Here is a 13967-nt window from a genome sequence, read left to right on the forward strand (position 1 = left end):
CGCCGATTGCTCGCAGCATGGGCGCCCTCGTAACAAGGATGTGAGCATGAAACGCCTATTTATCACCCTGGCTGCACTCATGCTGGCAGTGACTGGCGCAGGAGCCTGGTACCTGCACAGCAAGCAGCCACTGCGTGACGGCCAACTGACGCTGCAGCGTTTGAGCGCGCCGGTCGAGGTGCGCTACGACGAGCGCGGCGTGCCGCATATCGAGGCGCAGAACGAGTCCGACCTGTACCGCGCTCTGGGCTTCGCCCAGGCTCAGGATCGTCTGTTCCAGATGGAAATGCTGCGCCGCCTGGCACGCGGCGAACTAGCGGAAATTCTCGGCGCCAAACTGCTGCCCACCGACCGCCTGTTCCGTAGCCTGGAAATCCGCACAAGGGCCGACCAGCAGGCCGCCCTGCTGGATGCCGACAGCCCCCACGCCAAGGCACTCGCAGCCTATCTCGATGGCATCAACCAATATCAGGACAGCCGCCCGGCGCCCTTGGAGTTCGACCTGCTGGGCATCGAGAAGCGCCCTTTCACGGCCGCCGACACCCTGTCCATAGCCGGTTACCTGGCCTACAGCTTCGCCGCGGCGCTGCGCAGCGAGCCGCTGCTGACTCGTATCCGCGACGAGCTAGGCAGCGACTACCTGACTATCTTCGATCTCGACTGGCACCCCGAAGGGGTGATCGACGCATCCCTCGGGAAAAACGATTGGCAGATGCTCGACCGCCTCGCCCAGCTCAGCCAGCAAGCCCTGATCGACAGCGGTCTGCCGCAGTTCGAGGGCAGCAATGCCTGGGCGGTATCGGGTTCGCGCACCGCCAGCGGCAAGCCCCTGCTGGCCGGCGACCCGCATATTCGCTTCTCCGCACCGTCGGTGTGGTACGAGGCGCACCTCAAGTACCCGGGCTTCGAGCTGTACGGCCATCAACAGCCGGCGACCCCGGTGGCGTTTCTCGGCCACAACCGCGACTTCGCCTGGAGCCTGACCATGTTCCAGAACGACGACATGGATCTGATCGCCGAACGGGTCAACCCGGACAATCCCGGACAGGTCTGGTACCAGGGCCACTGGGTCGATCTGCAGCATCGCCAGGAGACCATTCAGGTCAAGGACGCCGAGCCAGTATCCCTGGAGCTGCGCCGCTCCCCTCACGGCCCGATCATCAACGATGCCCTGGGCGACGCCGACGGCACGACACCGATCGCCATGTGGTGGGCCTTTCTGGAAACCGAAAACCCGCTGCTCGATGCCTTCTACCGCCTGAACCGTGCCGACACCTTGGAAAAAGGCCGCGCCGCTGCAGAGCGCATCCACGCCCCCGGCCTGAACCTGGTCTGGGCCAACGCCAGCGGTGACATCGCCTGGTGGGCCGCGGCGAAACTGCCTGAACGACCTGCCGGGGTGAATCCGGCGTTCATTCTCGACGGCGGCAGCAACGCGGCAGACAAACCCGGCTTCCACCCCTTCAGCGCCAACCCTCAGGAAGAGAACCCTGCGCGCGGCTATATTGTCTCGGCCAACTTTCAGCCGCTGTCGCCCAACGGCCTCGCGGTTCCCGGTTACTACAACCCGCCCGAACGCGGCCAGCGCCTGAACCGGCACCTGAGCAATCCGGATGTGCGCTGGGATCTGCACAACAGCCAGGCCCTGCAGCTGGAAACCGGCACCGATTATGGCCCGCGGTTACTGGCGCCGATCCTCGATGACTTGCGTGCTGCCGCAGCGGATGATCATGAGCGCAAACTGGTGGAGTTACTGGCCGCTTGGGCGGGTGATCACCCCGTGAACTCGCTCGCCGCGACCCTGTTCAATCAACTCACCTACGAACTCAGCCGTATTGCCATGGCTGAGAGACTGGGCCAACCATCTTTCGACTACCTGCTGTCGACCCGCATGATCGACAGCGCACTACCACGCCTCACCGCCGACCCTCAGTCGCCTTGGTGGAAGCATCTCGGCGGCCAACCCCGTAGCCGGGCCGAGGCAGTGGCCGACGCATGGCGTGCGACCCTGCAGCACCTGCGAGCGACCCTCGGCGAGAATACCGAGCAATGGCACTGGGGCTCGGCGCACACCCTCACCCATCAGCACCCGCTGGGCGTGCAATGGCCGCTGAATGAGCTTCTCAACGTCGGCCCGCTGGCCGCGCCTGGTGGCCATGAAACGCCGAATAACCTGTCGCACCGTATCGCCAGTGCGCCCTGGCCGGTGGGCTACGGTCCCTCGACGCGGCGCCTGATCGATATGGCCGATGCCAGCCACAGCCTGGGCATCAACCCGCTTGGCCAGAGTGGCGTGCCTTTCGACCGCCATTACCGCGACCAGGCGCAGCGCTTCATCGACGGCCAGTACGCGCCACAACACCTGAGCGACACAGATGTCACCGCCAATACGCGCAGCACGCTGACCCTGCGCCCCCTACCTTAGGAACAAATCCCAGGCATGAAAAAGCCCACCATGAGGTGGGCTTTTTCAACAACAGGGTCGCCGATCAATTACTTGATCTTGGCTTCCTTGTAGTTCACGTGCTTACGTACGACAGGATCGAATTTCTTGATTTCGAGCTTGTCGGGGGTGGTGCGTTTGTTCTTGTCGGTGGTGTAGAAGTGGCCGGTACCGGCACTGGACACCAAACGGATCAGTTCGCGCATGATAGCTCCTTAAACCTTTTCGCCACGAGCACGAAGCTCGGCCAGGACAACGTCAATACCACGTTTGTCGATGATGCGCATACCTTTAGCAGTAAGGCGCAGACGCACGAAGCGATTCTCAGTCTCGACCCAGAAGCGATGATGCTGCAGGTTCGGCAGGAAACGACGACGGGTTTTATTGTTAGCGTGGGAAATGTTATTCCCGCTTACCGGACGCTTACCGGTAACTTGACAGACTCTCGACATACCTCAGCCCTCTAAAACCACATGCCCAACCCGGCATGGGTTGGCCGCTTAATCTCTGTTTTTCGGCGCTGGGCGCCGCGTTTCTTCAGGGTCTTACCGGTGATAGATAGCAATCAAGCAACCGGGCCCCTAGAAAAGAGCGCTGCTTTATACCAGAAAGACCTTGGTGCAACAAGCATGAACACACGCTAAAACGCAGTTCATCTGCGCTTTAGCCCGGCCCTGCGGGCGTGCCCAGCAACGACCATTGGTCGCCAGGATACGTTGTCCCCCTCCGACTTATCGCTTAGTGTCTGTTCACGCGTCAACGCGACCCACCCCAGTCAGCGTTTTCCATTCGACGGCCCGCCGGATGCGCGCCGCCCCGTTCAGGAGTTCACCATGCGTCTCGCCCTTTTGCCGCTACTCATCGCCCCGCTGTTCGCCCAGGCCGCCACCCTCAGCGTCTGTACCGAAGCCAGCCCGGACGGGTTCGACGTGGTGCAGTACAACTCCCTGACCACCACCAACGCCTCGGCCGACGTGCTGATGAACCGCCTGGTCGATTTCGATGCCGCCAGCGGCAAGCTGGTACCGAGCCTGGCCAGCAAATGGGAGGTTTCCCAGGACGGCCTCGCCTACACCTTTACCCTGCGCCCCGACGTGCAGTTCCACCGCACCGACTACTTCAAGCCCAGCCGCCCACTGGAAGCCGACGACGTGCTGTTCAGCTTCCAGCGCATGCTCGACCCTGCCCAGCCTTGGCATAAGGTGGCCACCAGCGGCTATCCCCATGCCCAATCCATGCAATGGCCTGAGCTGGTCAAGGCGATCGAGAAGGTCGATGCCCACCAGGTACGCATCACGCTCAACAAACCGGACGCGACCTTCCTCGCCACCCTGAGCATGGGCTTCGCCTCCATCTACTCGGCCGAATACGCGGATCAGTTGTTCAAGGCCGAGACGCCCGAGAAGCTCAACAGCCAGCCCATCGGCACCGGGCCTTTCGTGTTCAGGCGCTTCCAGAAGGACGCCGCCGTCCGCTATGTCGCCAACGCGGACTACTTCGCCGGCAAGCCGAACGTCGACGCGCTGGTGTTTGCCATCACCCCGGATGCCAACGTGCGCCTGCAGAAGCTGCGCCGCGGTGAATGCCATATCGCCCTGTCGCCCAAGCCGCTGGACGTCGAGGCCGCCGCCAAGGACGCCAACCTCAGCAGCGTGAAAACCGCGGCCTTCATGACCGCCTTCGTCGGCATCAACAGCCAGCACCCACCACTGGACAAGCCCGCCGTGCGCCAGGCCATCAACCTGGCGTTCGACAAAACTAGCTACCTGAAAGCGGTATTCGAGAACAGTGCAGAGCCCGCCAACGGCCCTTACCCGCCCAACACCTGGGGCTACGCCAGTGAACTGCCGGGCTACGCCCATGATCCGCAGAAAGCCCGTGAACTGTTGAAAGAAGCCGGGCTGGCCGACGGTTTCAGTACCACCATCTGGACGCGCCCGTCGGGCAGCCTGCTCAACCCCAACCCCAGCCTGGGCGCACAACTGCTGCAGGCCGACCTAGCCAAGGTCGGCATCAAGGCCGAAATCCGCGTGATTGAGTGGGGCGAACTGATCCGCCGCGCCAAAGCGGGCGAGCACGACTTGCTGTTCATGGGCTGGGCCGGCGACAACGGTGACCCGGACAACTTCCTGACCCCACAATTTTCCTGCGCCTCGGTGGAGTCCGGCCTGAACTTCGCCCGTTACTGCGACGCCAAGCTCGACAAGCTGATCGCCGACGGCAAGACGATCAGCGATCAGGCAAAACGCGCTGCGCTATATAAAGATGCTCAGGCGATCATCCAGCAGCAGGCGCTGTGGCTGCCTCTGGCGCACCCAACGGCCTACGCCCTCATCCGCAAGGATGTCGAGGGCTACAGCGTCAGCCCGTTCGGCCGCCAGGACTTCTCCAAGGTCAGCGTGAAGCCCTGAAACCCCGCGCCCTGTCTGCTGCCTGCCCGCTCTAGCTGCGTGCAGGTGGCAGGTAGTTGTCACAGCCATGACACACGCCTGCCCCACCCTGTCCGTTCTCTACAGACGGGGATCGTTCGGCCATGCGCTTCAATGCCAGTGTTTGCAAACTGCTAGCCACCACGCTCTGCTGCGTGCCGCTCATCGCCCATGGGCAGAACACAGCCAGCGCCTACCCGGCGATACTGGCCGGCCACGCCGTGCTACCTGCGGCCAGCTTCGTGACTCCGCCGGCGGATGCACCGGCCGATTTCGCGGTCAGCGGCAAATTCTCCAATGGCCAGCGCAGCGAGAAAATCGGCAGCGTCGAAGGGATGTCGGCCAATCGCCCCACCGGTATGTCGCTGCCTTTTGAAGGTCAGCCGCTGCAGGGCCATTCCGGCATCAAGCACATGCCTGATGGCAATTTCTGGGTGCTGACCGACAACGGCTTTGGCACCAAGGCCAACTCCGCCGACGCGATGCTCTACCTTAACCACTACAACGTCGACTTCCAGTCAGGCGAGTTCAAGCGGCTGGCGACGGTATTTCTCAGCGACCCGGACAAGAAGGTGCCATTTCGAATCGTTCACGAAGGCACGCAAGCGCGCTACCTGTCGGGCGCCGATTTCGATCCCGAGAGTTTCCAGTTCGCGGGTGATGCAATCTGGATCGGTGACGAGTTCGGCCCCTATGTGATCAAGACCGACCTGCAGGGCCGGGTGCAGAAGGTGTTCGACGTGGAGGTAGCGGGCAAACCGGTGCGCTCGCCCGACAACCCCGCGGTCAAGCTGCCTGGCTGGCCTGCCGAGCCGATGAATGTCGAGGTGCGTCGTTCCAAGGGCCTGGAAGGCATGGCGGCCTCCAGCGACGGCAGCAAGCTCTATGCACTGCTCGAAGGCCCCTTGTGGGACGCAGCCAGCAACGGCGCCGAGCAGCAGGATGGCAAGAGCGTATTGCGTATGGTCGAATTCGACGTGCAGCGCGAGGCCTGGACGGGTCGCCACTGGCTCTATCCCCTTGAGCAGCCCGGCCACGCTATCGGCGACTTCAACATGATCGATGCTGCCAGCGGGCTGATCATCGAACGCGACAATGGCGAAGGCACGCCCGACAAGGCCTGCCCTGCAGGCGAGACCGGCAGCACCTGCTTCTCAGACATCGCCCGCTTCAAGCGCGTCTACAAAGTAGCGTTCGACGATAGCAATGTTGGCCAGCCCGTGCGCAAGGTCGGCCATATCGACCTGCTCGCCATCCAGGATCCGCAAGGCCTGGCGCGCAAGCCGCTGAACGATGGCGTGCTGACCTTCCCGTTCTTCACCATCGAGAACGTCGACATCGTCGATGACACGCACATCGTTGTCGGCAACGATAACAACCTGCCGTTCTCCAGCAGCCGAGAGCCCAACCAGGTCGATGACAACGAACTGGTTCTGCTCGAGGTGGGCGAACTGCTGCGCGCCCAGTGATCGGCGATGGCCGCGCCGGCTACATCCAGCCGTGCTCGGCCATCGACAACGGCTCGCCATCGCCGACGATGAAATGGTCGAGGATGCGGACTTCGACCAGGGCGAGCGCCTCCTTCAATCGCTGGGTCAGCACCTTGTCGGCCTGACTCGGCTCCGCGACGCCTGACGGATGATTGTGCGTGAGGATCAGCGCGGCGGCATTATGCGCCAGCGCGCGCTTGACCACCTGGCGCGGGTAAACGCTGGCGCTGTCGATGGAGCCCTGGAACAGCGCCTCGAACGCCAGCACGCGATGCTTGGCATCGAGAAACAGGCAGCCGAACACTTCATGGGGTTCGTGACGCAGCAGCGCCTTGAGGTAATCGCGTACGGCCTGTGGGCTTTCCAGCGCTGAGTCACGGCGCAGTTGCTCGGCCAAATGTCGTCGAGCCATTTCCAGCACGGCCTGCAACTGGGCGAACTTGGCCGGGCCAAGCCCAAGACGCTGCGTGAAGGACGGCAGGTCGGCCTGCAGCAGCGCGCGCAGGCTGCCGAAGTCGGCGAGCAGATGGCGCGACAGATCCACCGCACTCTGCCCCGCTACACCGGTGCGCAGGAAGATCGCCAGCAACTCGGCGTCGGTCAGGCTCGCCGCGCCCTGGGCCAGCAACTTCTCCCGCGGGCGCTCTGCCGCGGGCCACTCACGAATACTCATAAGACACTCCTTGTCCATCCACTTGATTAGCGTGTGCCGTCGGCGATTCGCTCGCCGCGCGCGCCGCTGCTCCCCTGCTGCCGCTGTGCTATCGTAGCCCGGTTTTTCGCGTGGTGCCGGGCCTGGGGAGGATCGGTCATCTGCGTCTGTAACTACACACGACAAAGGCAGAGTTATGCAGCGGCTGTATCGCAAACGCATCATCCTCGGCGTGGGTGGCGGCATCGCGGCGTACAAGAGCGCCGAGCTGGTACGCCGACTCAAGGATCAGGGCGCCGAAGTGCGCGTGGTCATGACTCAGGGCGGTCGCGAGTTCATCACGCCGCTGACCCTGCAGGCGCTATCCGGTCACCCGGTGCATCAGGATCTGCTCGACCCGGCGGCCGAAGCCGCCATGGGCCATATCGAACTGGCGCGCTGGGCCGACCTGGTATTGATCGCGCCGGCGACCGCCGATCTTATGGCGCGCCTGGCACAGGGCGTGGCCGATGACCTGCTGACCACACTGGTACTCGCCACCGATGCCCCCGTAGCCCTGGCGCCCGCAATGAACCAGGCGATGTGGCGCGACCCGGCAACTCAAGCCAATACCGAGTTGCTGCGCGCACGCGGCCTGCGCCTGTTTGGCCCGGCATCCGGCAGCCAGGCCTGTGGCGACGTCGGCCTGGGGCGCATGCTCGAGGCCGATGACCTGGCGCACCTAGCTGCCGACTGCTTCGAGCATCTCGCGCTGACCGGCAAGCACGTGCTGATTACCGCCGGGCCGACCCAGGAAAACATCGACCCGGTGCGTTACATCACCAACCACAGCTCCGGCAAGATGGGCTTCGCCCTCGCCGAGGCTGCGGTGGAAGCCGGTGCCAAGGTCACCCTGATCAGCGGCCCGGTGCACCTGGCGACGCCGGATCGGGTCAACCGCATCGACGTGGTCAGTGCCCGTGACATGCTCGCTGCCTGCGAAGCGGCAATGCCCTGCGACATCCTCATCGCCGCGGCAGCGGTCGCCGACTACCGCCCGGAAGTTGTCGCTCAGCACAAATTGAAGAAAGACCCCAACAGCGGTGACGGCCTGCTGTTGCAGATGGTGCGCAACCCGGACATTCTCGCCACCCTGGCACACCGTGACGACCGCCCCTTCAGCGTCGGCTTCGCGGCCGAGACCGAGAACCTGCTGGAGTACGCCTCGCGCAAGCTCAAGGACAAGAACCTCGATCTGATCGTCGCCAACGACGTGGCCAACCCCAGCATCGGTTTCAACAGTGAAGACAACGCGATCACCATCATCGATCGCGAGCTCCACCAGAGCAGCTTCGCGCAAACCAGCAAGGGCAAGATCGCCCGACAACTGGTGAGCTTCATCGCCGCGCACCAACCGAAACCCTGACATTCATCAGCACGGAAACCCTGATCACCCCATGCACGCCCTACAAGCCAAGATTCTCGACCCCCGCCTCGGTAACGACTTCCCCATGCCGGCTTATGCCACGCCGGGTTCGGCAGGCCTCGATCTACGTGCCATGCTCAAGGAAGACCTGACCCTGGAACCGGGGCAGACCGTATTGATCCCCACCGGCCTGGCGATCCACGTTGCCGACCCGGGCCTGGCGGCGCTGATCCTGCCGCGCTCGGGCCTGGGCCACAAACACGGCATCGTGCTCGGCAATCTGGTCGGTCTGATCGACTCCGACTACCAGGGTGAACTGATGGTGTCGTGCTGGAACCGCGGCAACAGCGCCTTCAAGATGGCGATTGGCGAGCGCATCGCTCAGCTGGTGCTAGTGCCCGTCGTACAAGCTCGCTTCGAAGTGGTCGAGGAATTCGACGACAGCGAGCGCGGCACCGGTGGTTTCGGCCACTCCGGCAGCCACTGAAACAGACCCAATCGCCAGGAGACGTCTGATGAAAGGCTTCAAACGCGCGCCCAAGGAAGAACGCTCCGGCGATTCGCAAGACAACTCCCGGCCCAAGCAGAAGGCCAGTGCCGACCTGCTACCCGGCGCCCTGGCAGCCACCCTCGGCGCGGTGCTGGCTGGCGCGCTGCTGTGGATCACCGCAGTCAGCCCCGCCCAGCAATTGCAGCAGCAACAACTCACCCAGGCCTGGGGCAACAGCCAGGCGGCCAGCCTGCAGCAGGCGCTCAAGCAACTCAGCGCAGACACTATCGCAGCCGCACGCAACCCGGCGCTGTCGCAAGCGCTGCAGAGCGGTGACGAGCAGCAACTGCGCAACGCCGAAAACAGCCTGCGCTACTGGAGCGGCGTGGCCGATGCCCAGCTCAATCTTACCGGCCAGGCTGTGCCGGACAGCAGCCGCACAGCGCCGATGAACTTCGCCGCGCTGGACATGCTGCGTCGCCTCGAAGGTGGGCAGGCACCGGCAGTGGAAGCCTATCGGGTCGGCGATCGCTGGCTGGCCTATAGCGTCGCCCCTGTCCGTCAGGACGATGCCCAACCCATGCTCGGCACCCTGCTGCTGGCCGTCGATATCAACCGCGTGCTCGCCAACCTGCCGCCGCTACCGGCCGATGTCGGGCAGATCCAATTGGTGCAACGCTTCGATGGCGGCGCCCCGCAGGTTCTCATCCAGCGCGGCCAGGCCGATGGCAACGCCCAGGCATTCGCGACCGGTAACCCACACTGGACGCTGAACTTCACACCGGCCTCCAGCCTGGGGGCGAACGGGCTGTCGCCGACGCTGCTGGCACTTGCACTGCTGGTCGCGCTGGCTGGTGCTCTGGTGGGGCTCTACCTGGTCAACCGACGCCTGCAGCAGCGTCTGAACAGTGACACGTCGCAATTGACCCAGTTGGTTAAAGAACTCTCCGCGGGCAAAGCCGTCAAAGCCTTCAGCTTGAGCCTGCCCGCCCTGCATGACCTGGCGCAAAGCCTGAGCCGACTCCCACGTCGCGCCCAGGAGTCCGTGGCCGTACGCCCGGACGCTATCGTCAGTCAGCAACCCAGTAGTAGCGTCGCGGCCAAGCCGGCGGATCTCGTAAATCCGCTGTTTCAAGACACCGATATCCTCGATATCGACATTCTCGACGACGACCAGGATCTCCTGGGACTGGAGCAGACCCCGATCATGACCGCGCCGCAAGCCCCGAAACTTCCAGCAGATATCTTCCGCGCCTATGACATCCGCGGCGTGGTGGGCGCCGGCCTGACCCCGGAAACCGCCTATTGGATTGGCCGCGCCATCGGCTCACAGAGTCTGGCCGAGGGCGAGCCCAAGGTGTCCGTTGGCCGCGACGGCCGCCTGTCTGGCCCGACGCTCGTGCAGCAACTGATCCAGGGCTTGGTCGACAGCGGTTGCCAGGTCAGCGACGTCGGCATGGTGCCGACGCCCGTGGTGTATTACGCCGGTCACGTGCTGGCCGGCAAATCCGCGGTGATGCTCACTGGTAGCCACAACCCGCCAGACTACAACGGTTTCAAGATCGTCATCGCTGGCGACACCCTGGCCAACGAGCAGATTCAGGCACTCAAGACACGCATCGACACCAATGACCTGGTCAGCGGTGAAGGCAGCGTCGAGGCTATCGACCTGCTGCCACGCTACCTGGAACAAATCCGCAGCGATATCGCCATGGCCAAGCCCCTGCGCGTGGTGGTCGACTGTGGCAACGGCGCTGCAGGGGTGATCGCCCCGCAGTTGATCGAAGCCCTGGGTTGCGAAGTGATCCCACTGTTTTGCGATGTCGACGGCAACTTCCCCAACCATCACCCGGATCCAGGCAAGCCCGAGAACCTGGTCGACCTGATCGCCAAGGTCAAGGAAGAGAACGCAGACCTCGGCCTTGCCTTCGACGGTGATGGCGACCGCGTTGGTGTGGTCACCAACACCGGTTCTATCGTCTACGCAGATCGCCTGTTGATGCTGTTCGCCAAGGATGTGGTCTCGCGCAATCCGGGCGCCGACATTATCTTCGACGTCAAGTGCACCCGCCGCCTGACTCCGCTGATCAGCGGCTACGGTGGCCGTCCGGTGATGTGGAAGACCGGCCACTCGCTGATCAAGAAAAAGATGAAGGAAACCGGCGCCCTGCTGGCCGGCGAAATGAGCGGCCACGTGTTCTTCAAGGAGCGCTGGTACGGTTTCGACGACGGCATCTATGCAGCCGCCCGCCTGCTGGAAATTCTCAGCCAGGACAAGCGCACCGCCGAGCAGGTGTTCGCCGCGTTCCCGAATGATGTGTCCACACCAGAAATCAACATCCAGGTCACCGAACAGACCAAGTTCCCCATCGTCGAGCGCCTGCAGCGTGAAGGCCAGTGGGGCGAAGGCAGTGTGACCAACCTCGATGGTGTGCGCGTCGACTACCCGAAAGGTTGGGGCCTGGTGCGTGCGTCCAATACCACGCCGGTTCTGGTACTGCGCTTCGAAGCGGAGAACCTGGCTGAGCTGGAGCGGATTCAGGAACTGTTCCGCACGCAGATGCACCTCGTCGCGCCCGATGTCAAATTACCGTTCTGATCCGCCCAGCACTGGAGCCCCCGCATGACCCTAGAGCGTGATGCCGCCACCAACGTCGCCAAGGTTCTGTCCGAAGCACTGCCGTACATTCGCCGCTTCGTTGGCAAGACCCTGGTGATCAAATACGGCGGCAACGCCATGGAAAGCGACGAGCTGAAGACTGGCTTCGCCCGCGACATCGTGCTGATGAAAGCAGTAGGCATCAACCCGGTGGTAGTGCACGGCGGCGGTCCGCAGATCGGTGATCTGCTCAAGCGTCTGTCCATCGAAAGCCACTTTATCGATGGCATGCGCGTGACCGATGCGCAGACCATGGACGTGGTAGAGATGGTGCTCGGCGGCCAGGTCAACAAGGACATCGTCAACCTGATCAACCGTCATGGTGGCAGCGCCATCGGCCTGACCGGTAAAGACGCCGAGCTGATCCGCGCCAAGAAGCTCACCGTCAGCCGCCAGACTCCGGAAATGACCCAACCGGAAATCATCGACATCGGCCACGTTGGCGAAGTTACCGGGGTCAACACCGAGCTGCTGAACATGCTGGTACGCGGTAACTTCATCCCGGTGATCGCACCGATCGGCGTGGGTCCGGATGGCGAGTCCTACAACATCAACGCCGACCTGGTAGCCGGCAAGGTCGCCGAGGCGCTGAAGGCCGAGAAGCTGATGCTGCTGACCAATATCGCCGGTCTGCTGGACAAGCAGGGCCAGTTGCTGACCGGCATGACCACCGAACAGGTCGACAGCCTGATCGCCGACGGCACCATCTACGGCGGCATGCTGCCGAAAATTCGCTGCGCGCTGGAAGCAGTACAAGGCGGCGTGACCACTGCACACATCGTCGACGGTCGCGTGCCAAACGCCGTGCTGCTGGAAATCTTCACCGACACCGGTGTAGGCACCCTGATCAGCAACCGCAAGCGTCACTGATCGCGCTCCGTAAAACAAAAACGCCGGCTTCGCAGCCGGCGTTCTTGTTTCCGTAGGGTGGGTTAGGTGCCTGTCGGAAATCGGCAGGCGCACAAGCTTCATGCGGCACCGTAACCCACCATGGGTGAAACACCGATTATCGCCTGGTGGGTTACGCGCCGCATCGAGAGATCAGGCGCTTGCAATTACCTGGTACGGCGTCGCTAACCCACCCTACGGGTGCACCACTCAACGAATCGCGTAGATATCCTTCTCGTTGGCTTCGGCGTACTCGTACAGGCGCGCCAGATAGGCCTTCTGCTGCTCCCAGACCTTTTGCGCGGCGGGATCGGCGGCGGCGGTCGCATCGACCACTCCGGCTGACACTTCCTTGAGCTTGCTCAGCACGTCGTCCGGTAGGCGGCGCACGTCGACGCCCTCCTTCTTCAGCTGCTCCATCGCCTCCATGTTCTTGGCGTTGTAGTCGTCGAGCATGTCGGCGTTGACGTCACGGGCAGCGGCACGAACGATGGCCTGCAGGTCGGCCGGCAGGGTTTCCCAAGCCTTGATGTTGATATCCAGTTCGAAGGTGACGTTCGGCTCCTGCCAACCCGGCGTGTAGTAGTACTTGGCCGCCTTGTGCAGGCCGAGAGCCTGGTCGTTGTATGGGCCGATCCACTCGGTGGCGTCGATGGCACCGGTCTGCAGCGCGGTGAAGATCTCACCCGCGGGCATGTTGACCACCGTACCGCCGACCTTGGTCAACACTTCACCGCCGAGGCCAGGAGTACGCATTTTCAGACCTTTGAGGTCGTCGACCGTATTGATTTCCTTGTTGAACCAGCCAGCGGTCTGCACGCCAGTAGCACCGCACGCCATCGGCAGTACGCCGTAGGGCTTGTAGACCTCTTCCCACAACTGCATGCCGCCGCCGTAGTGCAGCCAGGCATTCATTTCCTGGGCATTGGGGCCGAATGGCAGTGCGCAGAAAAATTGCGCTGCGGGTACTTTGCCTTTCCAGTAGTAAGGCGCGCCGTGGCCCATTTCGGCAGTGCCGCGCGAGACTGCGTCGAACACCTCGAGGGCCGGCACCAGCTCACCGGCGGCGTAGACCTTGACCTTCAAACGGCCATTGCTCATCTGATCGACCAGCTTGGCGAAGCGTTCTGCACCGACACCCACACCTGGGAAGTTCTTTGGCCAGGAGGTGACCATTTTCCAGGCGAAGGTCTTGGCCTCGGCGGCCGGTTGCGACGAGTTGGCCGTACCCGCTTCCTCCTTGCAGCCAACCAATGCACCCGCGGCAATGCCGACACCTGCAGCAGCCAGTATTTGGCGACGTTTCATAAGTAAGCTCCTTGTTGTTGTTTTAATAGTTGTAGCGAAGCGATTGCAGAGCACAATAATACTTTTCTAGAAGGCTATCCTGCGTTTAAACGGCAGCGACACACAGGGTTCCGCTCCTGCTCCAACACTGCCTGAACATGAGCACATTAGAGGCAAGCCGCCATCAGGTATAGCAAACATGACTAAAGTCGTATCGCCATTGC

The 13967-nt window shown here is 62.8% G+C and carries 11 protein-coding genes; 7 read left to right on the plus strand and 4 right to left on the minus strand.

Features of this window, described 5'->3' with window-relative positions; genetic code table 11:
* The first annotated feature begins 46 nt into the window (after nt 1-46).
* On the plus strand, nt 47-2425 hold the full coding sequence (locus ACZ3GY_RS18745; RefSeq protein ID WP_465911526.1) for a penicillin acylase family protein: 2379 nt from the start codon (nt 47-49) through the stop codon (nt 2423-2425).
* A 68-nt stretch (nt 2426-2493) separates the two neighbouring features.
* Here ACZ3GY_RS18745 and rpmG read toward each other — a convergent pair whose 3' ends face one another.
* Nucleotides 2494-2649 (minus strand): 50S ribosomal protein L33, encoded by a 156-nt coding sequence (gene rpmG / locus ACZ3GY_RS18750; RefSeq protein ID WP_079203857.1) that lies wholly within the window; start codon nt 2647-2649, stop codon nt 2494-2496.
* 9 nt (nt 2650-2658) lie between these two features.
* The gene (gene rpmB, locus ACZ3GY_RS18755) at nt 2659-2895 is read right to left on the minus strand and encodes a 50S ribosomal protein L28 (RefSeq protein ID WP_225837198.1); all 237 of its coding nucleotides are present in this window, start codon (nt 2893-2895) and stop codon (nt 2659-2661) included.
* A gap of 381 nt (nt 2896-3276) precedes the next feature.
* Here rpmB and ACZ3GY_RS18760 point away from each other — a divergent pair, with 381 nt between their 5' ends.
* Together ACZ3GY_RS18760 and ACZ3GY_RS18765 are read left to right on the plus strand one after the other, a co-directional pair.
* The gene (locus ACZ3GY_RS18760) at nt 3277-4854 is read left to right on the plus strand and encodes an ABC transporter substrate-binding protein (RefSeq protein ID WP_465911529.1); all 1578 of its coding nucleotides are present in this window, start codon (nt 3277-3279) and stop codon (nt 4852-4854) included.
* 122 nt (nt 4855-4976) lie between these two features.
* Nucleotides 4977-6341 (plus strand): esterase-like activity of phytase family protein, encoded by a 1365-nt coding sequence (locus tag ACZ3GY_RS18765; RefSeq protein ID WP_465911530.1) that lies wholly within the window; start codon nt 4977-4979, stop codon nt 6339-6341.
* Nucleotides 6342-6360: 19 nt separating this feature from the next.
* Here ACZ3GY_RS18765 and radC read toward each other — a convergent pair whose 3' ends face one another.
* Complete coding sequence (gene radC, locus ACZ3GY_RS18770; protein ID WP_463562817.1) at nt 6361-7035, minus strand: RadC family protein; 675 nt, start codon at nt 7033-7035, stop codon at nt 6361-6363.
* A 175-nt stretch (nt 7036-7210) separates the two neighbouring features.
* Here radC and coaBC point away from each other — a divergent pair, with 175 nt between their 5' ends.
* The 4 genes from coaBC (at nt 7211) to argB (ending at nt 12438) form a co-directional block, all read left to right on the plus strand.
* Nucleotides 7211-8419, plus strand: coding sequence for a bifunctional phosphopantothenoylcysteine decarboxylase/phosphopantothenate--cysteine ligase CoaBC (gene coaBC, locus ACZ3GY_RS18775; protein ID WP_465911531.1), 1209 nt, complete (start codon nt 7211-7213; stop codon nt 8417-8419).
* A 31-nt stretch (nt 8420-8450) separates the two neighbouring features.
* Nucleotides 8451-8906, plus strand: coding sequence for a dUTP diphosphatase (gene dut, locus ACZ3GY_RS18780; protein ID WP_225837193.1), 456 nt, complete (start codon nt 8451-8453; stop codon nt 8904-8906).
* A gap of 1210 nt (nt 8907-10116) precedes the next feature.
* Complete coding sequence (gene algC, locus ACZ3GY_RS18785) at nt 10117-11508, plus strand: phosphomannomutase/phosphoglucomutase (RefSeq protein WP_465911848.1); 1392 nt, start codon at nt 10117-10119, stop codon at nt 11506-11508.
* A gap of 24 nt (nt 11509-11532) precedes the next feature.
* Nucleotides 11533-12438, plus strand: a complete 906-nt coding sequence (gene argB / locus ACZ3GY_RS18790) for an acetylglutamate kinase (protein WP_465911533.1) — start codon at nt 11533-11535, stop codon at nt 12436-12438.
* Nucleotides 12439-12666: 228 nt separating this feature from the next.
* Here argB and ACZ3GY_RS18795 read toward each other — a convergent pair whose 3' ends face one another.
* Nucleotides 12667-13764, minus strand: a complete 1098-nt coding sequence (locus tag ACZ3GY_RS18795; protein WP_463562821.1) for a TRAP transporter substrate-binding protein — start codon at nt 13762-13764, stop codon at nt 12667-12669.
* Nucleotides 13765-13967 lie beyond the last annotated feature (203 nt).

Source organism: Pseudomonas sp. PME37.24/006, assembly GCF_055556635.1.

Coding starts and splice junctions, on each gene's coding strand:
- rpmG (WP_079203857.1), bottom strand. CDS start 2,649: ATGCGCGAACTGATCCGTTTGGTGTCCAGTGCCGGTACCGGCCACTTC.
- argB (WP_465911533.1), top strand. CDS start 11,533: ATGACCCTAGAGCGTGATGCCGCCACCAACGTCGCCAAGGTTCTGTCC.
- ACZ3GY_RS18760 (WP_465911529.1), top strand. CDS start 3,277: ATGCGTCTCGCCCTTTTGCCGCTACTCATCGCCCCGCTGTTCGCCCAG.
- radC (WP_463562817.1), bottom strand. CDS start 7,035: ATGAGTATTCGTGAGTGGCCCGCGGCAGAGCGCCCGCGGGAGAAGTTG.
- coaBC (WP_465911531.1), top strand. CDS start 7,211: ATGCAGCGGCTGTATCGCAAACGCATCATCCTCGGCGTGGGTGGCGGC.
- ACZ3GY_RS18795 (WP_463562821.1), bottom strand. CDS start 13,764: ATGAAACGTCGCCAAATACTGGCTGCTGCAGGTGTCGGCATTGCCGCG.
- rpmB (WP_225837198.1), bottom strand. CDS start 2,895: ATGTCGAGAGTCTGTCAAGTTACCGGTAAGCGTCCGGTAAGCGGGAAT.
- dut (WP_225837193.1), top strand. CDS start 8,451: ATGCACGCCCTACAAGCCAAGATTCTCGACCCCCGCCTCGGTAACGAC.
- algC (WP_465911848.1), top strand. CDS start 10,117: ATGACCGCGCCGCAAGCCCCGAAACTTCCAGCAGATATCTTCCGCGCC.
- ACZ3GY_RS18765 (WP_465911530.1), top strand. CDS start 4,977: ATGCGCTTCAATGCCAGTGTTTGCAAACTGCTAGCCACCACGCTCTGC.
- ACZ3GY_RS18745 (WP_465911526.1), top strand. CDS start 47: ATGAAACGCCTATTTATCACCCTGGCTGCACTCATGCTGGCAGTGACT.